This window comes from Massilia cellulosiltytica, assembly GCF_047325105.1.
GTDB lineage: Bacteria > Pseudomonadota > Gammaproteobacteria > Burkholderiales > Burkholderiaceae_D > Telluria > Telluria orientalis.
Genome location: NZ_CP168562.1, coordinates 4247525 through 4269389 on the forward strand (window position 1 = coordinate 4247525; position 21865 = coordinate 4269389).

Below are 21865 nucleotides of genomic sequence, written 5' to 3' on the forward strand. Positions count from 1 at the left end.
TAAGAAATACTTTTCGGCATGATAGAACTGAGTGCGATCCGCAAGACCTACCGCCTGGGCGGCAGCGATATCCACGCCCTGGACGGCATCGACCTGCACGTGGCGCGCGGCGAATTCGTCGCCGTGATGGGGCCGTCCGGCTCCGGCAAGTCGACCCTGCTGAACGTGCTGGGCGGGCTGGATCGCCCGGACAGCGGCCGCTACCGCCTCGCGCAGGACGAGATCAGCGCCCTCGACGACGACGCCGCATCCGACGTGCGCAACCGCCGCATCGGCTTCGTGTTCCAGTCCTTCCACCTGCTGCCGCGCCTGACCGTGCTGGAAAACGTGCTGCTGCCGCAGCGCTATGCGCGCCAGCCCGACCCGCAGGCGGCCGACCGGGCCCGCGCCCTGCTCGAGCGCATCGGCCTGGGCCGGCGTCTCGACCACCTGCCGGGCCAGCTCTCCGGCGGCCAGCTGCAGCGGGCCGCCATCGCGCGCGCGCTGCTGAACGAACCGGACCTGCTGCTCGCGGACGAACCGACCGGCAACCTCGATTCCAGCAGCGCGGCCGACGTGATGGCCCTGCTGCGCGAACTGCACGCGGGCGGCCAGACGCTCGTGATGGTCACGCACGATCCCGCGATCGCCGCCAGCGCCCAGCGCACCATCCACCTGCGCGACGGCCGCGTCGCGGGCCAGCCATGAAGCGCCTGGTCCCGCTCCTGGCCTTCGTCGCCATCGCCGCCACGGCCGCGGACACCCGCCCGGTCCTGATCACTGGCGAAGTGGAAGCGCTGGATTCGCAGACGATCTTCGTGCCGCCGTCGAACGCGTCGCCGATCGTGGTGCGCAGCTTCCTCGCCGAGGGCACGCAGGTCAGGAAGGGCGACATCGTGCTGCGGATCGACTCCGCCAGCACGACCAATATCGACCAGCTCCGGATGGACCGCGAACGCGCCCGCGCGAAGGCGGACAGCGAAACGGCCACGCTGGAAGTCGCGGCCATCGAGGCGGAGAAGGCGCTGGTCAACGCCCAGGCGCTGCTTGCCAAGGCCAGGGTCGACGCGGCGCTGCCGAAGCAGCAGATCATGGCGCTCGACTACGACCGCTACCAGGCGGCGCTGGGCCAGGCCACGCGCGACCTCGCGATCAAGCAGGACAACCTGAAGAACGCCCGCGCGGCCGTCGCCCGCCGCAAGGAGGACGGCGCGCTCGAAGTGAAGAAACTGCAGATCAACGAGGCGTTCCAGCTCGCCCAGGTGGCGCAGTCGGAAGTGCGCGCCACGCGCGACGGCGTCGTCGTCCACGGCTACAGCCCCTTCAACGGCGAGCGCATGGACGAAGGCTCCACGGCCTGGCCGGGCAACGCGGCCGGCACGGTGCTCGGCGACGGCCACATGGTCGTCACGGCCTGGGTGCTGGAAGCGGACCGCCCTTATCTGCGCGACGGCCAGGCCGTCGCCCTGCGCTTCGACGCGCTGCCGGGCGTCGTCGTGACCGGGAAGCTGGCCGCGATCACGAGCGCGCCGGAAGCGCGGCCGCGCTGGGGCATTGGCCGCTATTTCCGGGCCCGGATCGCCCTGCCCGACGACCATGGCCTGCCGCTCGTCGCGGGGATGAGCGTGCAGGTGGAGCCGCTGGCGCCCGGCGCCGCGGCCGCGGGCGTCCGCCAGGCGAAGGCCGCAGCCCCCGCCGCGCTGGCGATCGAAGGCGAGATCGCGTCGCGCCGGACCATGCCGGTGTCGCCGCCGACCATCCCGCATGTCTGGAGCTACAAGCTGGCGTTCCTCGCGCCGGAAGGCACGATGGTGCAGGCCGGACAGCCCATCGCCGTGTTCGAATCCACCGATGTGATGAACCAGCTGATCTCGCTGCAAGGCACGCTGAAGGAACGCGAGCGGGCGCTGGACAAGCTGCAGCTGGACCAGGCCGAGGCCGACCGCGCCGGCGTGCTGGCGCAGGCCGAGGCACAGAGCAATGCCGAGAAGGCCGCACGCAAGGCGACCATGCCGAAGGAACTCATCCGCCGCGTCGACTACGACAAGCTCGTGATCGACCGCGCCGAAAAAGCGCAGCTGGCGACGCTGGCGCAGGCCCAGTACGAGGCGCAGCGGCGCGCGCGCCAGGCCGAGCGCGCCGGCCTGCAGTCGGACGCGGCGCAGTTGCGGGCCAAGATCGCCTCCCTCGTCAAGGGCCAGGCGGCGTTGACCGTCCTGGCGCCGCGGCGGGGCCTGGTTCTGCACCGCATCGGCTTCAACGGCGAGAAGTTCGCCATCGGCAGCCAGGTCTGGGTAGGCCTGTCGGTCGCGACCCTGGCCGATCCGGACCAGTTGGGCGTCAACGCCCGCGTCCCGGAAGCGCAGGCGGCCGGCGTGCGGAAGGGCCAGGCGGCGCGCGTCGTCGTGGCCGGTACGCGGCAGACACTGGCCGCGCACGTGACGGGCCTGGGACGCGCCTTCCACAGCAAATCGGCGGCGCAGGCGGTCGTCATCCGCGACGTCGAGCTGGAATTCGACGCGCCCGCGAAAGACTTGAAGCCCGGCGCCGCCGTCCAGGTGGAACTGCTGCCGGGCGTCGACCGCCGCGTCGCGGCCATCCGACCATGAGATTTCCCATGCCACGCCTGTCTACCTTCGTCGCCGTACTGGCGACCCTGCTGTCCGGTTGCGGCGGCGCGTCGGCGCCGGCCGGCGGCCCCGTCGAAACGCTGGCGCCGCGCGCGTGGACCGAAACGCTGGAAGCGGACGGCGAGATCCAGGCTGCCGCCAACACGCCGCTGACGGTGCCGGGCAGCGGCTGGTCGAGCCGCGTGCTGGTGGATATGGTCGCGGACGGCAGCACCGTCACGAAAGGCCAGGTCGTGGCCCGCTTCGACGCCCCGCAGGCGCGCGCGGACCTGTCGCAGGCCGACCTCGAACTGCTGCGCAAGGCGCTGGCCGAGGAAGCGAATCGCCAGAATGCGGCCGTCGAGAAAGGCGTGCTGGCCGGCGACCGCGCGAAGCTCGAGGACGACCTGGGCCTCGCGCGCCGCTATGCGGGCGTCGACCTGTCCGTCTTCGCCCGCAACACGATCCTCGATGCGCTGGCCGACGTCGGTTTCCTCACCAAGAAGCGCACCTACCTTGACTGGAAAGGCAGCCAGGCGCAGGCCCGCGCCGCCGCGCAGGACGCCGTGCTCCACTCGCAGCGCGACAGCGTGGCGCAGAACGCGGCACAGCAGCGCAGGAGCCTGGACGCGCTGGAACTGGTGGCGCCGCACGACGGCGTGTTCCTGCTGGCCGCGCGCTGGGACGGCGCCAAGCCGCAGGTCGGCGCCAACCAGATGGCGGGCGAGCCGTTCGGCGCCCTGCCCGACCTCGACAAGCTCGTCGCCCACTTCAGCGTGGCCGAGGGCCAGGCCTACGGACTCAAGCCGGGCCTGCCCGTGCGCGTGCGCCTGGCCGGCACGGGCACAGAACTGGACCTGACCGTGACGCGCGTCGGCAGCAGCGCCAGCGTCATCTCGCCCGAGTCGCCTGTCAAGTACAGCGACTTCGACGCCGCCATCGGCACCGACACGGCGCGCAAACTGGGACTGAAGCCCGGCCAGGCGCTGCACGGCACGGTGCACCTCGTGACGCAGGCGGCGGCGCTGACGGTGCCGAACATCGCGCTCGTGCAGGACGGCGCCGCCTACGCGGTGTACACGGCCGACGCTGGCCGCGCCGTGAAGCACAAGGTCGAACTGGGCCGGCGCGGCCCGGTGCGCAGCGAAATCAGGAGCGGTCTCGCGTCCGGCGCGCAGATAGTGCTCCTTCCTCCGAAAGCCGACAAGTCATGAACCGTGCACTGCTGCTCGAAGCCGTCGCCGAACTGAAACGCCGCAAACTGCGCACCGGCCTCACCCTGCTGGGCATGATCTTCGGCGTGGGCGCCATCGTCGCCATGCTGGCCGTGGGCGAAGGCAGCAAACGCGAGGCGCTGCGCCTCGTCGCGGAACTGGGTCTGAACAACGTCATCGTCGAGAGCAAGGGCAACACCGACGAACAGTTGAAGGACATCCGCACCCGCTCGCTGGGCCTGTCCGCGGCCGATGCCGCGGCGGCGCTGTCGGTCGTGCCCGGCGCACGGTCGGTGGCGCTGAAAAAGGAGATCAAGGTCGACCAGCTGATCGTCGCTGACCGCGTCGTGAGCGGGCGCGCGTTCGCCGTGTCGCCGGCGTATGCGGACCATGGCGGCCTGCAGCTCAAGGCCGGACGCTGGCTGCAGCCTTCCGACGGCGCGACGCTGGCCCCGGTCTGCGTGCTGGGCGCGCGCCTCGCGCACACACTGTTCGGCGCGGATCCGGCCGTCGGCCAGCGCGTCAAGGTCAACCACGTGTGGCTGCAGGTGGTGGGCGTGCTGGCCGACCGCACGCCCAGCAAGGCGGAGTTCGAAGGCGTCAAGCTGGGCCTGGACGACGAGCGCCTGTTCGTGCCGTGGGAAACGGCCCGCGCGCGCTTCGGCTTCCGCCGCATCGAGGACGAGGTGGACGGCATCAGCGTGCGCCTGGACGGCCAGGTCGCGCCGGACGACGCGGCGCGCGTGCTGCAGGCGATCATCCACCAGCGCCATGGCGGCGTCGACGACACGAACCTCATCGTGCCCATGGGCCTGTACCGCCAGAACCAGCAGACGCAGCGCATCTTCACGATCGTCATGAGTTCGATCGCGGCCGTGTCGCTGCTCGTGGGCGGCATCGGCATCATGAACATCATGCTGGCCAACGTGCTGGAGCGCCGGCGCGAAGTGGGCCTGAAGCGCGCACTGGGCGCGCGCCGCCGCGACGTGGTGGAACAATTCCTGGCCGAGGCGCTCGTGATCGCCGTCAGTGGCGCCGTGCTCGGCCTCGTGCTGGGCGCCGTGGCCGCGTACAGCATCGCCGCGCTGGCCGGATGGTCGGTGGCGTGGTCGCCGGTGAGCCTGCTGCTCGCGGTGCTGGCGTGCGTGGCGGTCGGGCTCGGGTTCGGCGTCTACCCCGCGCGCCAGGCGGCGGCGCTCGACCCGATCGCCGCGCTGCGCAGCGACGGTTGACGGTCACTTCGCGGCGCCGCCGTCGGGGACACGGTTTGTCATCGGATGCAACGACGCCGGCGCTGGAGAATCTCTGCCTTATGCATCCGGGTCGTATCGATGCGTGGATCGAACGGATGCGGATGCCGCATTGCGCGGCGGAGGAAGAACGGCGGAAAAGGTGGTACGCCGGCCGCAGGGGATGCGACCGGCGGCGGACGTCAGTCCATGTGGAACACGGGCTCCATCATCGCCCAGTGCTCGCCTTCGGCCCGGCTGGGCAGCGGCGCCTGGCACGGGCTGCAGAAGGTCCACCAGCGCTGCGTTTCCGGATCGGCCGCGATATGCGCCATGTCGGCCTCGAAATCGGTGCCGTGGTATTCCCAATAGCCGAACAACAGGTTTTCCGGCTCGCGCAGGAAGATCGTGTAGTTGCGCACGTTGGCCTCGAGGAGGCGGGCCAGCACCTGCGGCCACACGGCGGCGTGCAGCGCTTTGTATTCGGCGATCTTTTCCGGCTTGACGCCGATGACCATTCCCATTCTTTGCATGTAGAGCTCCTCAATCGATACGGTAGAAACGCAGGGCATTCAGCCCGAACACGGCAAGCCGGTCGGCACCGGACAGTCCCTCCAGCAGGGACGCGCAGGCGGCGAGCCAGCGCGCATAATCGGCCGCCAGGTTCAGCACCGGCCAGTCGCTGCCCCAGATCAGGCGGCGCGGCCCGAAGCACGCGAGCAGGTGGTCGACGTACGGCCGCAGGCGGTCGGCGTCCCAGTCCGCGCCCGCTTCGGTGACGAGTCCGGACAGCTTGCAGCTTACCTGCGGCAGCGCGGCCAGGCGTGCGATGTCGGTGCGCCACGGCTCCAGCACGCCCGCGGCGATCAACGGCTTGGCGCCGTGGTCGATCACGATGGGCAGGTCCGGATGCCGCTGCGCGAACGCGAGCAGCGCGGGCAGATGGCGCGGCAGGACCAGCGCGTCGAAACCCAGGCCATGGCGCAGCATGGCGTCGACGGCGGGCGCCAGCGCGGGATCGGCGATCCAGTCGTCGTCGGCGAGATCCTGCAGCATGGGCCGCAAGCCCTTGAGCAGCGGGTCGGCCGCGAGCGCGGCGATGCGCGCCGGCGCGTCGGGCGCCTTCAGGTCCACCCAGCCGACCACGCCGCCGATGAACGGGTGAGCATGGGCCAGGCCGAGCATGAAGCGCGTGTCGTCCTCGTCGGGCATCGACTGCACGAGCACCGTCCGCACGACGCCGTGCTGCGCGAGCGCCGGGGCCAGGTCGGCCGGGAAGAAATCGCGGTAGATGGCGGCGAGATCCGGCGGCGGCCACGCGCCGTCGCGGTCGGCCAGCCGCCAGAAGTGTTGATGGGCGTCGACAAGCATCATGCTCCCTCCCGCGCCCGCGGGAGCGTCAGCCCGGGTGCGCCTTCATTTCTCTGACTCGGATCGATTGCAGCAAGGTGCTGCGTGCGGAACTCAGGTGGACACGCATCGCCTCGCGCGCGCCCGCGACGTCGCGCCGCGCCAGCGCCCGCAGGATGTCCAGGTGCTCGTGCACCGCGTACTCGTTGCGCACCATTTCCTGCGACTTGTCCCACTGGTAGTGGTAGTGGAACACGAGCGACACGAGATCGAAGAAGCCCTGCGCGAAGCGGTTGTCCAGTTGCCCCATCAGGAACGCGTGGAAATCGCGGTCGAGCGCAGGAAAATCCTTGTGGTGCGTCGGCATGACGGAGCCCAGCTGCTCGTGCCGCGCGATCAGTTGCTGCAGCTCCGCGAAGGCCGGCGAATCCGGCGGCAGCGCGGCGAAGCGGTCGATCGCGGCGAACTCGAACATCTGGCGCACGTCCGCCAGCTCCATCGCGAACGAGCGGTCGAACGCGCACAGGCGCCAGCCGCCGCGCGGCTTCTTTTCGATCAGGCCCGAGTGCGAGAAGCCGATCAGGAATTCGCGCACGCTGATCGTGCTCGTGCCGGCCGCGCGCGCCAGTTCCGTCTCCGAGAACTCGGCGCCGGGCGGCAGGTCGCTGTGATAGATGCGCTCCATCAGCACTTCGCGGATGCGGTCCGCGCCCGTGCGCAGCTCGTCCAGGTCGAAGTAGTCCGTGCGGACGGGCTTGCGCAGCAGCCGGCGTTCCTTCAGGTCGCTGATCAGGCCGCACTCGTGGAAGTGCGCCAGCGCGCTGCGGATCGCCGTGCGGCTGCCCTCGCCCAGTTCGGCCATGTGCTGCTCGGTCGGCAGCGCTTCGCCGACCCCCACGTGGTCGGCGATGTATTGCAGCAGCAGGTTCGCGCTGCGCTTGAAGATGGTTGGAGGTCGGGCCATGAAGTCCGGAGTCGAGAAGGCCGGGTTGACAATCCCCCATTCTACCGGAACTCGCTGCCGCGCTGGGAAGCGGCATCGTTCAAACCTCGACGATGGCCTTGATCACGCCGCTGGCCGGATCCATCCAGCGCGGCAGCGTGTCGATGAACTCGTCCAGCGTGGCGCGGTGCGTGTTCATCGCCCGCGTCGGCACCAGGCCCGCCTTCATCGCCGCGAGCACCTCGCGGAAATCGTCCACGGTCGCGTTGCGGCTGCCGAGCAGGGTCGTCTCGCGCTTGTGGAATTCCGGATCGGCGAACGAGATCCGTTCCGGCACGATCGACACGAGCACGTACGTGCCGCCGTGCGCGACGAAATCCAGGCCCCGCTCCATCGCCTTGATGTTGCCGGTGGCGTCGAACACGGCGTCGAAGAAGTCGCCGCCCGTGATGGCGCGCAGCGCCTCGACGTCGCTCTCGCCCGCCGTCACCGTGTGCGCGACCTTCAATACGTCGCGGCAGAAGCCGAGGCGGTCGTCGCGCGCGTCCAGCACCGTCACCTGTGCGCCATTCAGCGCCGCGAACAGCGCGACGGCCACGCCGATCGGCCCCGCCCCGACGACGAGCACGCGCTGGCCCGCCGCGACGGCGCCGCGGCGTACCGCGTGCAAGCCGATGGCAAGGAATTCCACCATCGCGGCATCGTCGAGCGAAATGCCTTCCGTCCTGAGGACGAACTGCGCCGGGACGGCAAGATATTCGGCCAACCCGCCGTCACGGTGCACGCCCAGCACCTGGATCCGCGTGCAGCAGTTCGTCTTGCCCTTGCGGCAGGCGACGCAGTCGCCGCACGACAGGTACGGCATCACGAGCACCTCGTCGCCCGGCGCGAAGCCGGAGTCTCCGGGCGCCATCACCACTTCGCCGGACAGTTCATGCCCCATCACGCGCGGATACGCGAGGAACGGCTGCGTGCCGCGGAAGATGTGCATATCCGTGCCGCACACGCCGATGCGGCGTACGCGCAGCAGCACCTCGCCCGGACCGGCCTCCGGCACAGGCTTGAAACCCAGCTGCAGGTCGCCGGGGGATTCGCATACCACGCACTTCATCTGACTCATGTCGTTGCCTTTCGTTTTGTATTCTATAAATTTAAAACATTTATAGTCGTAAAGCAATCGAAAACCACCATTCGCGGGTATGAAATTGAATAGCCGGCGCGGCCGCGCCGGCGCAGAAGGTCAGGCCAGGCAGTCCGGCCCGATGTCGCGCACGGATTGCACGCCCGTCAGGACCATGCTGGTGCGGATGTCTTTTTCGAGGATGGCGAGCAGGTTGCGCACGCCGGCCGCGCCGCCCGTCGCGAGCGCGTAGATGAAGGCGCGTCCGATCAGGACGCCGTCCGCGCCCAGCGCCAGCAGGCGGACGACGTCCAGGCCCGTGCGCACGCCGGAGTCGGCGAAGATCGTCAGGTCGCCCTTCACTGCCGCCGCGATGGACGGCAGCGCCTTCGCCGTGGACAGCGCACCGTCCAGCTGGCGCCCCCCGTGGTTCGAGACGACGATCCCGTCCGCGCCGAACGCCTTCGCGTCGCGCGCGTCGCCGGCGTCGAGGATGCCCTTGATGACCATGGGGCCCTGCCATTCGTCGCGGATCCACTGCAGGTCGCTCCAGCTGATGCCCGGATCGAAGTTGGCGGCCAGCCAGCCGATATAGTCCGCGAGGCCCGTCGCGTGGCCGCGGTACGCGGAGATGTTGCCCAGGTCGTGCGGCCGGCCGAACAGCCCGACGTCGAACGCCCAGCGCGGATGCAGCATCGCCTGCAGCACGCGGCGCAGCGGGCCGTGGCGGCCGCTCATGCCGGAATGGGCGTCGCGGTAGCGCGCGCCCGGCACCGGCATGTCGACGGTGAACACGAGCGTGTCGATGTTCAGCTCGCGCGCGCGGCGCAGGTAGTCGCGCATGAAGCCGCGGTCCTTCAGGACGTACAGCTGGCACCACAGCGGCTGCGACGATTGCGCCGCCACCTCGGCCAGCGGGCACACCGAGACGGTGGACTGGATGAACGGGATATTGCGTTCCGCCGCCACGCGGGCCGCCTGCACCTCGCCGCGGCGCGCATACATGCCGGCGAGCCCGATCGGGGCCAGCGCCAGCGGCAGGCCGCGCTTCACGCCGAACCACTCGGTCGACAGGTCCAGCGTTTCCGATCCCTTCAGCACGCGCTGGCGCAGGCTCACGGCCTGCAGATCGTCCACGTTGTGACGCAACGTCGACTCGGTGCCGGAGCCGCCGTCGAGGTAGTGGAACAGGAACGGCGGCAAGCGGCGGCGCGCCGCCTCGCGATAGTCGGTGGCGGAAGAAATGATCATCGGACGGCTTTACGTGTTCAGGGTGATGAAGCCGCCGTCGATCGGATAATCGGTTCCCGTGATGAAGGCAGCTTCGTTGCTGCACAAGTATAGCGCGAGCGCGGCCACTTCGTCCGGCCTGCCCATGCGGCCGATGGGTTGCGTCTTCGACAGCTGCTCGAACATCTCCGCTTCCCGGCCCGGATAATTCCGCGCGAGGAAGCCGTCCACGAACGGCGTGTGCACGCGGCCCGGCGAGATCGAATTGCAGCGGATGCCATCCTGCAGGTAGTCTTTCGCGACCGACAGGGTCATCGCCATCACGGCGCCCTTCGCCGTGGAGTACGCGAAGCGCTCCTTGATGCCGACCGAGCCCGCCACCGACGCCATATTGACGATGACACCGCCGCCGTTCGCGCGCAGTTGCGGGATCGCGGCGTGCAGACAGTTGTAGACGCCCTTGACGTTCACGCTCATGACGCGGTCGAAGTCTTCTTCGCTCGTCGTGTCGGCCTTGCCGATGTGGGCGATGCCGGCGTTGTTGACGAGGATGTCGAACGGGCCGATCGCGGCCATCAGCGCTTCCACGTCGGCCTGGCGCGACACGTCGCAGGCGTGCGAGGTGACGCGGCCGGCCTCCTCGCGGATTTCGCGCACCACCTGCAGGCAGGCGGCGTCGCTCAGGTCGACCACATGGACATGCGCCCCCTGGCGCGCGAACAGATGGGCGATCGCCTTGCCGATGCCGCTGCCGCCGCCCGTGATGACGGCCCTCTTGTCGTTCAATTCAAACACGTTTCGTGACTCCCATGGAAGATGGCGTGACGCGGGCTTCGCGGCTGGCCTGCCGCAGCGAGGCGCGCGCGAACCAGGCGATGACGACGAAGCACAGCAGCGGCACCGCATAGCCGTACTGCACGTTGTGCGTCACGTCGCTGACGAAGCCGAACAGCAGCGGCAGCAGCGCGCCGCCCACGATGGCCATGATGATCAGGCCGCTGCCCATGTCGGCGTGGTGGCCGGCGCCCTGCAGGCCCAGCGAGAAAATGGTGGGGAACATGATCGACATGAAGAACGCGATGCCGATCACCGCGGCCAGGCTGGCGACGCCGGTCGCGACCATCGCCACCGCCGCGAGCACCGTGCACGCCAGCGCGTACATCCACAGCAGCCGCGCCGGCGCCACGACGCGCATCAGGCCCGTGCCGACGAAGCGGCCGACCATGAACGCCATGCCGCAGCCCCATCCGAGGTAGTCCGCCGCAGTCACGGCCGACACGCCCGCCGACCGCGTGGCGTACAGGATGAAGAAGCTGAACACGCACACCTGCGCGCCCACGTAGAAGAACTGGGCGATCGCGCCGCGGCGGATCGACGGCACGGCCAGCGCCTCGCCGAGCGAACTCTTGGCCGGCGCATTGTCCGACCGGCCGCCGACTTCCGGCAGCTTCAGGAACCAGAACACGACGGCGATGGCGAGGATGACGAGCCCCAGCATCATGTACGGCCCCTTCACGCTGGCCGCTTCCGCCGCCAGTGCCGCCTGGCGCGCCGCTTCCGGCATCGCCGCGAGCTGCGCGTCGTCGGCGCCATGCACGAGGATCAGGCGCGCGCCGATGATCGGCGCCAGCGTGGCTGCGAGACCGTTGAACGACTGCGCGAGGTTGATGCGCTGGGCCGCGCGGTCCGGCCGGCCCAGCAGGGTCACGTACGGATTGGCGGCCGTCTCCAGGATCGTCAGGCCGCACGCGATGGTGAACAGCGCGGCCAGGAACACGATGTATTGCTGCGTGTTCGCGGCCGGGATGAACATCAGCGAACCGGTGGCGAACAGCAGCAGGCCGCAGATGATCGCCGCCTTGTAGCCCGCGCGGCGGATCAGGAGGCCCGCCGGCAGCGCCATCACGAAATAGGCGATGAACACGGCCGAATCCACCAGCGCCGACTCCAGCACGGTCAGGCTGAACGACCGCCGCAGGTGCGGGATCAGGATCGGGTCGAGATTATGGACGAACCCCCACATGAAAAACAGTGTGGTGATCATCACGAGGGAAAACCGGTACTGCCGCGTCGAGGGGTCCGTCATGTCTGCAAAGTCTCCATGTCGGCGCTTGTGCGCCTGCCGTGTGGGCGCTCGAGCGCCTTGTTTTTATTACAAACCACTTACAAACGATCAGCCGTCGATCAGCGCCTCGTTCCAGGCGTGGACGGTCTGTTCCTGCTCGCCCAGGCCTTCGATCCCGAGGCGCATGCGGTCGCCCGGTTCCAGGTAGACCGGATCCGGCTTCTGGCCGAGGCCCACGCCCGGCGGGGTGCCGGTGCTGATCACGTCGCCCGGCTGCAGGGTCATGAAACGGCTGATGTAGCTGACCAGGTGCGCGACGGTGAACACCATCGTGCGGGTATTGCCCGTCTGGTAGCGCTTGCCGTTCACTTCCAGCCACATGTCCAGGTTCTGCGGATCCGGTACTTCGTCGGTCGTCACGAGCCACGGGCCGACGGGGCCGAACGTGTCGCAGCCCTTGCCCTTGTCCCACTGGCCGCCCCGCTCCAGCTGGTATTCGCGTTCGGACAGGTCGTTCACGACGCAGTAGCCGGCCACGTAGTCGAGGGCGTTCGCTTCGTCGACGTAGCGCGCGCGCTTGCCGATGACGACACCGAGTTCCACTTCCCAGTCGCTCTTGACGGAACCGCGCGGCAGCACGACGGGGTCGTTGCAGCCGATGATCGAACTGGTCGCCTTCGTGAACAGCACGGGTTCCGCCGGCACGGCCATGCCCGATTCGGCCGCATGGTCCGAATAGTTCAGGCCCACGCAAATCAGCTTGCCGATGTCGGCGACGACGGGTGCGTAGCGGACCGGCTGTTCGACGACGGGCAGGCGGCTCGGGTCGACGTCCGACAGGCGGGCGATCGCACCGGCGGCCAGCTGGGCCGAGGTCAGGTCGGGCAGCACGCCGGACAGGTCGCGGATCACGCCGTCGGCGTCCATCAGGCCAGGTTTCTCGGCGCCCTTCGGGCCGAATCGCAGCAGTTTCATGGTATTCCTTTGTTACGGTGATATTGAAAGATCAAGCCGCCGGGACGGGCGCGGCCGGGTCCAGCAGGCCGGCATCCTTCAGCGCGGTCCACAGGCCGGCCGGCAGCGGCTGGGAAAACCAGTGCGCGTTGCGGCGCAGCTGATCGATGTTCTGGGCGCCGGGGATGCACGACACGACGGCCGGGTGGGCCATCGGGAATTGCAGCGCGGCGGACGGCAACGGCACGTCGAAGTCGCGGCAGACGGCGGCGATGGCGCGCACCCGCTCCACGACGGCCGCCGGGGCGTCCTCGTAATTGAATTTGTTCGTGCCCGCCAGGATGCCGGAGTTGAACGGCCCGCCGATCACGACGCGCGTCCCCTCCCGCGCGCAGCGGTCCATCAGCGGCGCGAGCGACGCCTGTTCCAGCAGGGTGTAGCGCCCGGCCAGCAGCACGCAGTCGAGCGCGCACACGTCCATGGCGTCGGCGATCACTTCCCACTCGTTGACGCCGAGGCCGAAGCCCTTGATCGCGCCCTCGTCGCGCAGCTGCGCCAGCGCGCGGAAGCCGCCGCCCTCGGTCAGCTGCTTCCAGTAGTGCGCATGGCGTTCGCCGTGGGTGACGCGGCCGATGTCGTGCACGTACAATATGTCGACGCGGTCCAGGCCGAGGCGCTGAAGGCTGTCATCGTGCGAGCGCATGATGCCGTCGTGCGTATAGTCGTAGTGCGGCCGGAACGGCAGCGGCGCCGCCCACCCGCATTCGCCCGGCTGCACGCCCGGATCGGGCCACATCAGGCGGCCGACCTTGGTGCTGATCACGTACTCGCCGCGCGGCCGCGATCGCAGCGCCGCGCCCAGGCGGTGTTCGGACAGGGTAAATCCGTAGTACGGCGCCGTGTCGAAATAGCGGATGCCCAGGTCCCAGGCGGCGTCGACGAGCGCGTACGCGTCCGCTTCCGCCATCGGGTCGAACAGCCCGCCGAGTTGCGCGCAGCCGAGTCCCAGTCGCGTGACGTTCATCTCAGGCTGCCTCATATCAAGCTGCCTTCAAGGGCAGGCAGCGCGGCCCGATCGGCTCGAACTGCTTGTACGTGAGGATGAATTCCTGGTGGCCCAGGTCTTCCGATTTCGTGCACTCGCCGTTCGCCACGCGGGCGACGAGGTCGACGATTTCGCCGCCGACTTCCTCGATGCTCGCATGGCCCGTGAGGATGCGGCCCGCGTTGACGTCCATGTCGTCCACCAGCCGTTCATACGTCGCCGGGTTCGCACACACCTTGATGACGGGAGAAATGGCCGAGCCGACCACGGACCCGCGGCCCGTCGTAAACAGCGTGACGTGCGCACCGCACGCGATCAATTCCACGATCTCGGCATTGTCCGAGATGTTTGGGAAGCCGAAGCGCGGTTCGCCGTCCGGCACCACGTCCAGCAGGTACAGCCCGCCGGTGGGCGGCTGGTCGCCCGGCTTGATGATCCCGCTGATCGGCGACGCGCCGCTTTTCGCGTAGGCGCCCAGCGACTTTTCTTCCAGCGTCGTCAGCCCGCCGTCCGCGTTGCCCGGCGCGAAACTGCCGTGGCCCATGATCGTGTAGTAGCGCGACGCCTTCTCGACCGTCCTGACGATCTCGTCGCCCAGTTCCGGCGTGACGGCGCGGCGCTTCATGTGGAATTCGCAGCCGACCAGTTCACCGGTCTCCTCGAACACGCAGGCGCTGCCCGCGGCGATCAACCGGTCGAACGCCGCGCCGACGGCCGGATTGGCCGTGATGCCGCTCGTGCTGTCGGAACCGCCGCAGATCGTCGCCACGACCAGTTCGTCGAGGCGCATCGGCACGCGCTCCTGGCGCGCCAGGTCGTCGACGGCCCATTGCACCCATTCGACGCCGCTTTTCACGCCGGAGCGCGTGCCGCCGACGTCCTGGATCGTGACCGTGTGGACGGGCCGGCCGCTGTCGGCGACGGCTTGCGCGACACCGTTCTTGTCGAAGCTCTCGCAGCCGAGCGACACGAGCAGCGCGGCACCCACGTTCGGGTGCGTCAGCACGCGGCGCATGATCGTGTCGGCGTATTCGTTCGGGTAGCAGCCGGGGAAGCCGATCAGGTGCACGGGCTGGCCGGGGAACGCATTCACGATCAGCCGCGCGACGTGGTGCGCGCATTCCACGAGATAGGCGACGACGACGACGTTGCGGATGCCCTTGCGCCCGTCCGCGCGCGGATAACCGGCCAGGGCGGCCAGGGTGATGTCGGTGGAGGTGGTCATGGTGCTTTGCTTCCGATGAAATGATGGCCGTCCTGGTCGAGCGTGAAGGTCGGGATGTAGTCGCTTTCCAGGTTGTGGGTGTGGATGTGCGCGCCGATGGCGACGGGCACCGTGGCCGTACCGATGATGGCGCCGTAGCGCAGCACCTTGTCGCCCGGGGCCAGGTCGTGCCGCGCGACCTTGTGGCCGAGGCGGACGTCGCCCGGGAGCGCGATCTCGCGGCCGTCGATGACGACCGTGGCGCCGGCCTTGAGGTCGACGCGCGCGATGAGGCAGTTATCCTCGCGCGACATGAGCAGCAGGCTGCCCGCCTGCGCTGGGGTGGTGCTGGACATGACGATCCTTTGCGGCTGACTTAAGTAACAGCATAATTGTATTCTATAAATTCAAAACATACGACTATTTGCTCTGCTGCACTGCAACACCCGAGGACCCGGGAAACGTGAGTATGTACGCGCAATAAATGTTACTCTTACGCAATTCCAAGCCTTCAGCTCAGTCATTTTCCCGTCATGCATCCCACGCTGCTCCTTCGTCTTGCGGCCCTGGCGCTCGCGTTCCTGTGCGCGCGCGCGCCGGCACAACATCTGCCGCTGAAGGCCTACGGCCAGGCCGAGGGCCTCGGCAACCTGTCCGTCACGGTGGCGTCCCAGGATGCCGCCGGCTATGTATGGATCGGCACGCAGAACGGCCTGTTCCGTTTCAATGGCACCGGCTTCCGCCGCTACGGTCCGGCGCAGGGCTTTCCCGACAAGATCGTGACGGCGCTGGTCGACGGCCGCGCGACGGGCATATGGGCCGGGACATACGAGAATCTATACCGGTTCGACGGCGGGCGGTTCCATTCCGTCCGGTTCGACGGCAAGCCGATCGAGGTCTGGCCGGGCCAGCCCATCGCCGCGACGGCGGACGGCCGTGTGCTGGTGGTGGCGCGCGACCGGCTCGTGGAGATCACGGCACGCGGCGACGTCCGCGCCTACTTTACGCCCGAACGGATCCGCGCCCACCCCGGACTGGCAACGATCCTGAGCATCCACGCCGACGCGGATGGCGCCCTGTGGATGGGTTGCGGCACGGCCCTGTGCAGCGTCGACCGCGGCCGCGTGACCGTCCGGGACGGCAAGGACGGATTGCCCGCGGATGCCTGGAGCAGCATCCTGCGTGATGGCGAGGGCACGCTCTGGGTGCGCAGCGCGACGCACGTCTTCGTGCTGCCGGCGGGCGCCGCGCGCTTCCAGGAGCGGACGCCGGCCGAGATCCGCAAGCGCCAGCTCATCACGGAGATGCGCCTGGACGCGGATGGCCGGGTGCTGACGAACGCCGACGACGGGCTGCTGCGCTGGCAGGACGGCCGGTGGCAGCTCTTCGGCCGCCAGAACGGCCTGGACGTCGGCGGCGGCGTCACCGCGATCCTGCAGGACCGCGAACGCGGCATCTGGCTGGGCACGCTGGGCCGCGGCCTCGTGCAACTACTCGGCTACGGGAACCTCGAAAACTGGACCAGGTCGCAGGGCTTGCCCAACGACGTCGTGATCTCGGTGCTGCGCGACCCTCGCGGCATCCTGCACGTCGGCACGCGCTCCGGCCATGCCTGGCAGGTGCCCGGCGAACGCCGCTTCCGCACCGACCCCCCCAGCCCGCGTACGCGACGCAGGAATGGGGCAGCATGGCGTTCGACGCGGACGGCCACCTGTGGGCGGGCACCTACGGCGGCGCCCTGCTCCGGCGCACGCAGGAGGACGGCAGGACCGCGCTGGTCGCGCGGCGGCCGCCGATCAACCAGGTGCTGGCGGACGGCGGCCGCGTCTGGATGGCCACGGAAGCGGGCATGCAGGTCTTCCCCGCGACGGCGCCCCTCCCCGCCGTCGGTAACGAACCGGCCACCGATGCGGTGACCGACGGCTGTACCGACGGGCGCGGCCATCTGTGGTTTGCCGGGATGAGCGACGTCAGGCGTTTCGACGGACGGGACTGGGAGACCCGGTCGTACGACGCGGCGCTGGGCGGTGCCGAAATCCTCAGCCTGGTCTGCGCGCGCGACGGCAACCTGATCGCGACTACGCACGACGGCGTGTGGCGGCTGCAGCACGGCGGCCACGCGACGCGGATCGATGCGCCGGTGTTGCGCGACCGGTATATCCTGAACGCCCGCGAAGACAGCCGCGGCTGGCTCTGGGTCGCGCTGGACGTGGGCTTCGCGGTATGGAACGGCAGGCACTGGCGCACGCTGGACCAGACGCAGGGCCTGGCATGGAACGATTCGAACGGCCGCGGCACGTACGAAGACCGGGACGGTTCGATCTGGCTCATCACCAGCAACGGCCTGTCGCACGTGCTTCATCCGGAACGCCTGTTCGCGTCGGCGCTGCGCCAGCCCGTGATCGAAGAGGCGCTGCGCGGCAACGGTCCACTGCCGGTGGGCGACGCGCCGTTGCCCTGGCGGGCGGACCAGATCGTGTTCCGCCTGGCCCACCTGCAGTTCGACCAGGGCCGGAGCTGGCACTATCGTTTCCGCCTGCTCGGCGTCGACGACGAGTGGAACGACACGGTGCAGCCGGAAGTGCGTTACGCGGCGCTGCCGGGCGGCCGGTACCGCTTCCAGGTCGCCGCCGTCGACAACGCCACCGGCGAGCAGTCGGCGCCGGTGGAACTGGCGTTCACGATCGCCCCGCCATGGTGGCGCAGCGTCCCGTTCTACGTGCTGTGCGCCCTCGGCGTCGCGGGCGCATTCGTCGCGCTCCACCGCCTGCGCCTGCGCGCGCACCGGGCGCGCGAAGATAAGCTCACGGCGCTGGTGCGCGAGCGTACGCACGAGCTGGAACAGTCACGCGAGGAAATGCGCCTGCGCGCGCTGAAGGACGGGCTGACCCAGTGCTGGAACCGGGTCGCGATGATGGACATCGTCGAGCGCGAAATCGAAAAATGCGCGCGCTCGGGCGCAGGCTTCGCGCTCGTGCTGCTGGACCTCGATTACTTCAAGCGCGTCAACGATACGCACGGCCACCTGGCGGGCGACGCGGTGCTGGTCGAAACGGCGCGCCGCCTGCGCGCGGCCGTGCGGCCCTACGACGCGGTGGGCCGCTACGGCGGCGAGGAATTCGTCGTGGTCCTGCCCGGCCTGAACCTGCCGGCCGACACGTCCCGCATCGACGCCCTGCGCGCCGTCGTGCGCGGCGAACCCGTCGACATCGGCGACGGCAACACGCTGGCCGTCACCGCCAGCTTCGGCGTCGTCGCCTTTACGCCCGGCACCCCGCCCGATCCGGTCGCCCTGCTCGGCCGTGCCGACGAGGCGCTGTACCGGTCGAAACACGCGGGCCGCGACCGCATCAGCTACGCGGATTGATCCGCCGCGGCCGCCCGACTAGGCTTCGGCCGCGGCCTGGGCCAGCGCGACGAACGCATCGACGAGCGGGCCGCCGCCCTCGGCATGGCGCGCGAGCAGCATCGCCGTGGTGGCGTCCGGGTCGGCGAGCGGCCGGTAGACGACGCCTTCCATGTGGATCCCTTCGAATGAGCTGGGCAGCACGGAAATACCGCAGCCGGCGGCGACGAGGCCGATGATCGTCGACGGCTCGCCTGCCTCCATCGCGATGTGCGGCGTGAAACCCGCGGCGCGGCACAGGTCGAATATCTGGTGGTAGATGCCGGTGCCCGTTTTTTCGGGGAAGACGACGAACGCCTGGTCGGCCAGGTCCTTCACCGCGATGTGCTTTTTCCGCGCCAGCGGCGCGTCGGCCGGCAGCACGAGCAGCAGCGGATCCTGGCGCAGCATCGTCAGCGCGACCGCGCGCGGCAGCGGCATGGGGCCCGGCCGCACGAAGCCCACGTCCAGTTCGCGCGCCTCGATCTTCGCGAGCTGCGGCTGCGTGGGAATCTCGACGAACGTCAGCCGCACGCCCGGATACTGCTGGCGGTAGCGCCGCACGACGCGCGCGAACAGCGGCGTGAACGGCGTGGAAAACGTGAACCCGACGCGCAGCTCGCCCGCTTCGCCCAGGTGCGCGCGGCGCGCGGTCTCCTTGGCCTGTTCGGACAGTGCCAGCATGCGCCGCGCGTCGGCGAGGAACAGCCGCCCCGCTTCCGTCAGCAGCACGCGCCGCCGGTTGCGCTCGAACAGCCGCGCGCCGATCTCGTGCTCCAGCGCCTGGATCTGCTGGCTCAGCGGCGGCTGGCCGATGTGCAGCCGCTCGGCCGCGCGCGTAAAGCTCAGCTCCTCCGCCACGGCCACGAAGTAACGCAGGTGCCTGAGTTCCATCTTATATTTTCAAACGATAAGTAACGCCACAAATATATATTGGACAGTCGTATCCCGCAATCCTACGATGGCCCCATGACCAATCGAACCAACCGCGCCCTGTTCTTCGGCGGCTTTTCCTGCTTCGCCCTGCTGTATTGCGTGCAGCCGCTGATGCCCCTGCTGGCGCACGATTTCGGGCTCACGCCCGCGCAAAGCAGCCTGTCGCTGTCGCTCTCGACGGGCGCGCTGGCCGTGTCGCTGCTGTTCTCGTCCGTCCTCTCCGACCGGCTGGGCCGCAAGACCATGATGGTCGTGGCGCTCGTCGTGGCCGCGCTGATGACGGTGCTGGCCGCGAGCGCGCGCACGTATCCGCAGCTGCTGGCGGCGCGCACTCTGCTCGGCTTCGCACTGGGCGGCATGCCTGCCGTCGCGATGGCTTACCTGAGCGAGGAAATCGAGCCGGCGTCGCTCGGCGTGTCGATGGGCCTTTACATCAGCGGCAACGCGTTCGGCGGCATGGTCGGCCGGGTGCTGGCGGCCGTGCTGTCCGACTTCGTGTCGTGGCGCGCCGCGTTCGCCGTGATGGGCGTCGCGGGCCTGCTGGCGGCGTGGGAATTCTGGCGCAGCCTGCCGGCGTCGCGCAACTTCCGGCCGTCGTCGGGCGGCGTGCCGGCGCTGCTGCACGGCCTGCGCGGCCACTTCGGCGACGCCGGCCTGCCCTGGCTGTTCGCCCTGTCGTTCCTGCTGATGGGCTGCTTCGTGAGCGTGTACAACGTGATCGGCTTCCGGCTGCTGGGCGCCCCGTTCGGGCTGCGCCAGAGCGTGGTCGGCGGGATCTCGCTGCTGTACTTGCTGGGCATCTTCAGTTCTGTCTGGGCCGGCCGCCGCGCCGACCGCCTGGGCCGGCGCCACGTGCTGTGGACCGTGATGGGCACGATGCTGGCGGGCCTGCTGCTGACCATGGCCCACAACGTCGCCGTCATCGTGGCCGGCATGGCGGTGTTCACGTTCGGCTTCTTCGCGTCGCACTCGATCGCCAGCAGCTGGGTGGGCCGGCGCGCCCGCACGCAGCAGGCGCTCGCCTCCGCGCTGTACCTGTGCTTCTATTATCTCGGCTCCAGCCTCGTGGGCTGGCTGTGCGGCGTGCTGTGGGAACACGGCGGCTGGGGCGGCGTCGTGGCGCTGCTGGGCGTGCTGCTGGGCGCCGCCGTGCTGATCGCGCTGCGCCTGCGCCGGCTGGAACCGGTCGGGCAGACGCTGGCGCCGGCGTGACGATCCGCCTCCCCTGCCCCGGCCGGGCGGATGGCGCCGGGCTGTTACGATAGCGAACCGTCACCCTGGACCGCTACCGCCATGTTCACCCGCATCCACCACGCCGCGATCATCTGCGCGGACTACGCACGATCCCGACACTTCTACGTGGAGGTGCTGGGCTTGCGCATCGTCGCCGAAAACTACCGCGCGCAACGCGACTCCTGGAAGCTGGACCTGGCGCTGCCGGACGGCTCGCAGGTCGAGTTGTTCTCGTTCCCGAATGCGCCCGCACGCCCGTCGTATCCGGAAGCGTGCGGCCTGCGGCACCTCGCGTTCGCGGTCGCTGACCTGGAGGCCTGCAAGCAGCATCTCGAAGCGCACGGCGTCGCCGTGGAACCGGTACGCACGGACGAATTCACGGGCAGGCGCTTTACCTTCTTCGCCGACCCGGACGGCCTGCCGCTGGAGCTGTACGAGACCTGATCCCGGCCCGCGCAGCTACAGGTAATGCGCCCCGCCCTGCCAGACCAGCTGGAGTCCGGTCACGAGCAGGCAGGCCTGCGAAATCCGGTAGAACCACACGAGGTTGATCCGGCCCTGCAGCCAGATGCCCAGCTTCACGCCCAGCGGCACGAGCGGCGCCAGGACGAAGCTGGTGCCGAGGTTGTCGAGCGACAGCTGGCCCAGCCATGCGTACGGGATCAGCTTGACCGCGTTGACGACCGCGAAGAACACGCTGATGGTGGCGACGTAGCGCACCTTGTCCATCCGCTGCGGCAGCAGGTAGACCATGGCGGGCGGTCCGCCGGCATGGGCGAGGAAGCTGGTCAGGCCCGAGACCGCGGACCAGAATGTGCCTTTCGCCACCGAGGGGCCGGCCTGGCGCTGGTGCGCGGCCAGGCCCAGCACGTTGTTGACGGTGAAGGCCACCGCGATGCCCCCGATCAGGATGCGGATGACGTCCTCGCCCAGCATGCCGAACGTGAGGAAGCCCGCGACGATACCGAGCAGGGCGCCGGGCAGCATGATGCGCAGCGTCGGCTTGTCCCACTTGCCGAAATAGGCGCCCAGGCCGACGAGATCCATCAGGCACAGCACCGGCAGCAGGATCGCGGCCGCCTGGACCGGCGAAATCGCCAGCGCCATCAGCGGCACGCCCACGCCGCCCAGCACGCCGCCGAAGCCTCCTTTCGAGATGCCGGTCAACAGGACGGCCGGCACGGCGACGGCATAGAACAAGGGGTCGGCGATCAGCATGGCGACGTTCGTGTGGTTGCGGGACGTGCACGATACCACCTCGGCTGGCTGGGCTGTGGACGTGGCAATCTGTCAAGCCTTATTTTGTTAGCTATGTATTAACTGCCCGACACTCCGACCAAAAGCTTGAGATTGATCATATTCTTTTGTT

Annotated in this window: 21 protein-coding genes; 8 read left to right on the forward strand and 13 right to left on the reverse strand. The window is 69.1% G+C overall.

The window, feature by feature from the left end:
- Positions 1 to 18 precede the first annotated feature (18 nt).
- Genes ACEN9H_RS18485 through ACEN9H_RS18500 form a run of 4 tightly spaced genes read left to right on the forward strand, consistent with a single transcriptional unit; the run spans position 19 to position 5034 of the window.
- On the forward strand, positions 19 to 687 hold the full coding sequence (locus tag ACEN9H_RS18485) for an ABC transporter ATP-binding protein (RefSeq protein ID WP_056125761.1): 669 nt from the start codon (positions 19 to 21) through the stop codon (positions 685 to 687).
- Positions 684 to 2588, forward strand: coding sequence for an HlyD family secretion protein (locus tag ACEN9H_RS18490; protein WP_413671576.1), 1905 nt, complete (start codon positions 684 to 686; stop codon positions 2586 to 2588). Before ACEN9H_RS18485 ends, ACEN9H_RS18490 begins: the two co-directional genes overlap by 4 nt.
- An 8-nt stretch (positions 2589 to 2596) precedes the next feature.
- Positions 2597 to 3802: an efflux RND transporter periplasmic adaptor subunit gene (locus ACEN9H_RS18495; RefSeq protein ID WP_413671577.1), complete on the forward strand. Its 1206-nt coding sequence runs from the start codon at positions 2597 to 2599 to the stop codon at positions 3800 to 3802.
- Positions 3799 to 5034: an ABC transporter permease gene (locus ACEN9H_RS18500; RefSeq protein WP_413671578.1), complete on the forward strand. Its 1236-nt coding sequence runs from the start codon at positions 3799 to 3801 to the stop codon at positions 5032 to 5034. The genes ACEN9H_RS18495 and ACEN9H_RS18500 overlap by 4 nt, the downstream gene beginning before the upstream one ends.
- Before the next feature lie 200 nt (positions 5035 to 5234).
- Here the strand turns inward: ACEN9H_RS18500 and ACEN9H_RS18505 are convergent, their stop codons facing one another.
- The 11 genes from ACEN9H_RS18505 to ACEN9H_RS18555 form a co-directional block, all read right to left on the reverse strand.
- On the reverse strand, positions 5235 to 5564 hold the full coding sequence (locus tag ACEN9H_RS18505; protein ID WP_413671579.1) for an L-rhamnose mutarotase: 330 nt from the start codon (positions 5562 to 5564) through the stop codon (positions 5235 to 5237).
- Between the two features lie 10 nt (positions 5565 to 5574).
- Positions 5575 to 6405, reverse strand: a complete 831-nt coding sequence (locus ACEN9H_RS18510) for an amidohydrolase family protein (RefSeq protein WP_413671580.1) — start codon at positions 6403 to 6405, stop codon at positions 5575 to 5577.
- A gap of 25 nt (positions 6406 to 6430) precedes the next feature.
- Complete coding sequence (locus ACEN9H_RS18515) at positions 6431 to 7345, reverse strand: GntR family transcriptional regulator (protein ID WP_413671581.1); 915 nt, start codon at positions 7343 to 7345, stop codon at positions 6431 to 6433.
- Positions 7346 to 7424: 79 nt separating this feature from the next.
- The gene (locus ACEN9H_RS18520) at positions 7425 to 8435 is read right to left on the reverse strand and encodes a zinc-binding alcohol dehydrogenase family protein (protein WP_413675599.1); all 1011 of its coding nucleotides are present in this window, start codon (positions 8433 to 8435) and stop codon (positions 7425 to 7427) included.
- Between the two features lie 129 nt (positions 8436 to 8564).
- Positions 8565 to 9695: an FMN-dependent L-lactate dehydrogenase LldD gene (gene lldD / locus ACEN9H_RS18525; protein WP_056125748.1), complete on the reverse strand. Its 1131-nt coding sequence runs from the start codon at positions 9693 to 9695 to the stop codon at positions 8565 to 8567.
- A gap of 9 nt (positions 9696 to 9704) precedes the next feature.
- Positions 9705 to 10469 (reverse strand): SDR family NAD(P)-dependent oxidoreductase, encoded by a 765-nt coding sequence (locus ACEN9H_RS18530; RefSeq protein ID WP_056125746.1) that lies wholly within the window; start codon positions 10467 to 10469, stop codon positions 9705 to 9707.
- Positions 10462 to 11760 carry an L-fucose:H+ symporter permease gene (gene fucP / locus ACEN9H_RS18535; protein WP_413671582.1) on the reverse strand — a complete coding sequence of 433 codons (1299 nt, stop codon included), beginning with the start codon at positions 11758 to 11760 and terminating at the stop codon, positions 10462 to 10464. Before fucP ends, ACEN9H_RS18530 begins: the two co-directional genes overlap by 8 nt.
- An 87-nt stretch (positions 11761 to 11847) precedes the next feature.
- Complete coding sequence (locus tag ACEN9H_RS18540; RefSeq protein WP_371762732.1) at positions 11848 to 12714, reverse strand: fumarylacetoacetate hydrolase family protein; 867 nt, start codon at positions 12712 to 12714, stop codon at positions 11848 to 11850.
- A 31-nt stretch (positions 12715 to 12745) separates the two neighbouring features.
- Positions 12746 to 13717 (reverse strand): aldo/keto reductase, encoded by a 972-nt coding sequence (locus ACEN9H_RS18545; RefSeq protein WP_229412106.1) that lies wholly within the window; start codon positions 13715 to 13717, stop codon positions 12746 to 12748.
- A gap of 16 nt (positions 13718 to 13733) precedes the next feature.
- The gene (locus tag ACEN9H_RS18550) at positions 13734 to 14963 is read right to left on the reverse strand and encodes a UxaA family hydrolase (RefSeq protein WP_413671583.1); all 1230 of its coding nucleotides are present in this window, start codon (positions 14961 to 14963) and stop codon (positions 13734 to 13736) included.
- Positions 14960 to 15298 (reverse strand): UxaA family hydrolase, encoded by a 339-nt coding sequence (locus ACEN9H_RS18555; RefSeq protein WP_413671584.1) that lies wholly within the window; start codon positions 15296 to 15298, stop codon positions 14960 to 14962. Before ACEN9H_RS18555 ends, ACEN9H_RS18550 begins: the two co-directional genes overlap by 4 nt.
- 177 nt (positions 15299 to 15475) lie before the next feature.
- Here ACEN9H_RS18555 and ACEN9H_RS18560 point away from each other — a divergent pair, with 177 nt between their 5' ends.
- Together ACEN9H_RS18560 and ACEN9H_RS18565 are read left to right on the forward strand one after the other, a co-directional pair.
- Positions 15476 to 16858, forward strand: a complete 1383-nt coding sequence (locus ACEN9H_RS18560; protein WP_413671585.1) for a hypothetical protein — start codon at positions 15476 to 15478, stop codon at positions 16856 to 16858.
- 44 nt (positions 16859 to 16902) lie between these two features.
- The gene (locus ACEN9H_RS18565) at positions 16903 to 18309 is read left to right on the forward strand and encodes a diguanylate cyclase (protein ID WP_413675600.1); all 1407 of its coding nucleotides are present in this window, start codon (positions 16903 to 16905) and stop codon (positions 18307 to 18309) included.
- Positions 18310 to 18327: 18 nt separating this feature from the next.
- Here ACEN9H_RS18565 and ACEN9H_RS18570 read toward each other — a convergent pair whose 3' ends face one another.
- A complete protein-coding gene (locus ACEN9H_RS18570) occupies positions 18328 to 19221 on the reverse strand; it encodes a LysR substrate-binding domain-containing protein (protein ID WP_413671586.1) in 894 nt (297 codons plus the stop codon).
- Positions 19222 to 19296: 75 nt separating this feature from the next.
- Between ACEN9H_RS18570 and ACEN9H_RS18575 the strand changes: the two genes are divergently transcribed.
- Both ACEN9H_RS18575 and ACEN9H_RS18580 read left to right on the forward strand, forming a co-directional pair.
- The gene (locus ACEN9H_RS18575; RefSeq protein ID WP_413671587.1) at positions 19297 to 20475 is read left to right on the forward strand and encodes an MFS transporter; all 1179 of its coding nucleotides are present in this window, start codon (positions 19297 to 19299) and stop codon (positions 20473 to 20475) included.
- An 81-nt stretch (positions 20476 to 20556) separates the two neighbouring features.
- Positions 20557 to 20940 carry a VOC family protein gene (locus tag ACEN9H_RS18580; RefSeq protein ID WP_413671588.1) on the forward strand — a complete coding sequence of 128 codons (384 nt, stop codon included), beginning with the start codon at positions 20557 to 20559 and terminating at the stop codon, positions 20938 to 20940.
- 15 nt (positions 20941 to 20955) lie between these two features.
- Here ACEN9H_RS18580 and ACEN9H_RS18585 read toward each other — a convergent pair whose 3' ends face one another.
- Positions 20956 to 21714: a sulfite exporter TauE/SafE family protein gene (locus ACEN9H_RS18585; protein WP_413671589.1), complete on the reverse strand. Its 759-nt coding sequence runs from the start codon at positions 21712 to 21714 to the stop codon at positions 20956 to 20958.
- Between the last annotated feature and the right edge of the window lie 151 nt (positions 21715 to 21865).

Coding starts and splice junctions, on each gene's coding strand:
- lldD (WP_056125748.1), bottom strand. CDS start 9,695: ATGATCATTTCTTCCGCCACCGACTATCGCGAGGCGGCGCGCCGCCGC.
- ACEN9H_RS18500 (WP_413671578.1), top strand. CDS start 3,799: ATGAACCGTGCACTGCTGCTCGAAGCCGTCGCCGAACTGAAACGCCGC.
- ACEN9H_RS18540 (WP_371762732.1), bottom strand. CDS start 12,714: ATGAAACTGCTGCGATTCGGCCCGAAGGGCGCCGAGAAACCTGGCCTG.
- ACEN9H_RS18570 (WP_413671586.1), bottom strand. CDS start 19,221: ATGGAACTCAGGCACCTGCGTTACTTCGTGGCCGTGGCGGAGGAGCTG.
- ACEN9H_RS18575 (WP_413671587.1), top strand. CDS start 19,297: ATGACCAATCGAACCAACCGCGCCCTGTTCTTCGGCGGCTTTTCCTGC.
- ACEN9H_RS18555 (WP_413671584.1), bottom strand. CDS start 15,298: ATGTCCAGCACCACCCCAGCGCAGGCGGGCAGCCTGCTGCTCATGTCG.
- ACEN9H_RS18520 (WP_413675599.1), bottom strand. CDS start 8,435: ATGAAGTGCGTGGTATGCGAATCCCCCGGCGACCTGCAGCTGGGTTTC.
- ACEN9H_RS18545 (WP_229412106.1), bottom strand. CDS start 13,717: ATGAACGTCACGCGACTGGGACTCGGCTGCGCGCAACTCGGCGGGCTG.
- ACEN9H_RS18585 (WP_413671589.1), bottom strand. CDS start 21,714: ATGCTGATCGCCGACCCCTTGTTCTATGCCGTCGCCGTGCCGGCCGTC.
- ACEN9H_RS18505 (WP_413671579.1), bottom strand. CDS start 5,564: ATGCAAAGAATGGGAATGGTCATCGGCGTCAAGCCGGAAAAGATCGCC.
- ACEN9H_RS18510 (WP_413671580.1), bottom strand. CDS start 6,405: ATGATGCTTGTCGACGCCCATCAACACTTCTGGCGGCTGGCCGACCGC.
- ACEN9H_RS18550 (WP_413671583.1), bottom strand. CDS start 14,963: ATGACCACCTCCACCGACATCACCCTGGCCGCCCTGGCCGGTTATCCG.
- fucP (WP_413671582.1), bottom strand. CDS start 11,760: ATGACGGACCCCTCGACGCGGCAGTACCGGTTTTCCCTCGTGATGATC.
- ACEN9H_RS18580 (WP_413671588.1), top strand. CDS start 20,557: ATGTTCACCCGCATCCACCACGCCGCGATCATCTGCGCGGACTACGCA.
- ACEN9H_RS18515 (WP_413671581.1), bottom strand. CDS start 7,345: ATGGCCCGACCTCCAACCATCTTCAAGCGCAGCGCGAACCTGCTGCTG.
- ACEN9H_RS18485 (WP_056125761.1), top strand. CDS start 19: ATGATAGAACTGAGTGCGATCCGCAAGACCTACCGCCTGGGCGGCAGC.
- ACEN9H_RS18565 (WP_413675600.1), top strand. CDS start 16,903: ATGAGCGACGTCAGGCGTTTCGACGGACGGGACTGGGAGACCCGGTCG.
- ACEN9H_RS18495 (WP_413671577.1), top strand. CDS start 2,597: ATGCCACGCCTGTCTACCTTCGTCGCCGTACTGGCGACCCTGCTGTCC.
- ACEN9H_RS18560 (WP_413671585.1), top strand. CDS start 15,476: ATGCATCCCACGCTGCTCCTTCGTCTTGCGGCCCTGGCGCTCGCGTTC.
- ACEN9H_RS18490 (WP_413671576.1), top strand. CDS start 684: ATGAAGCGCCTGGTCCCGCTCCTGGCCTTCGTCGCCATCGCCGCCACG.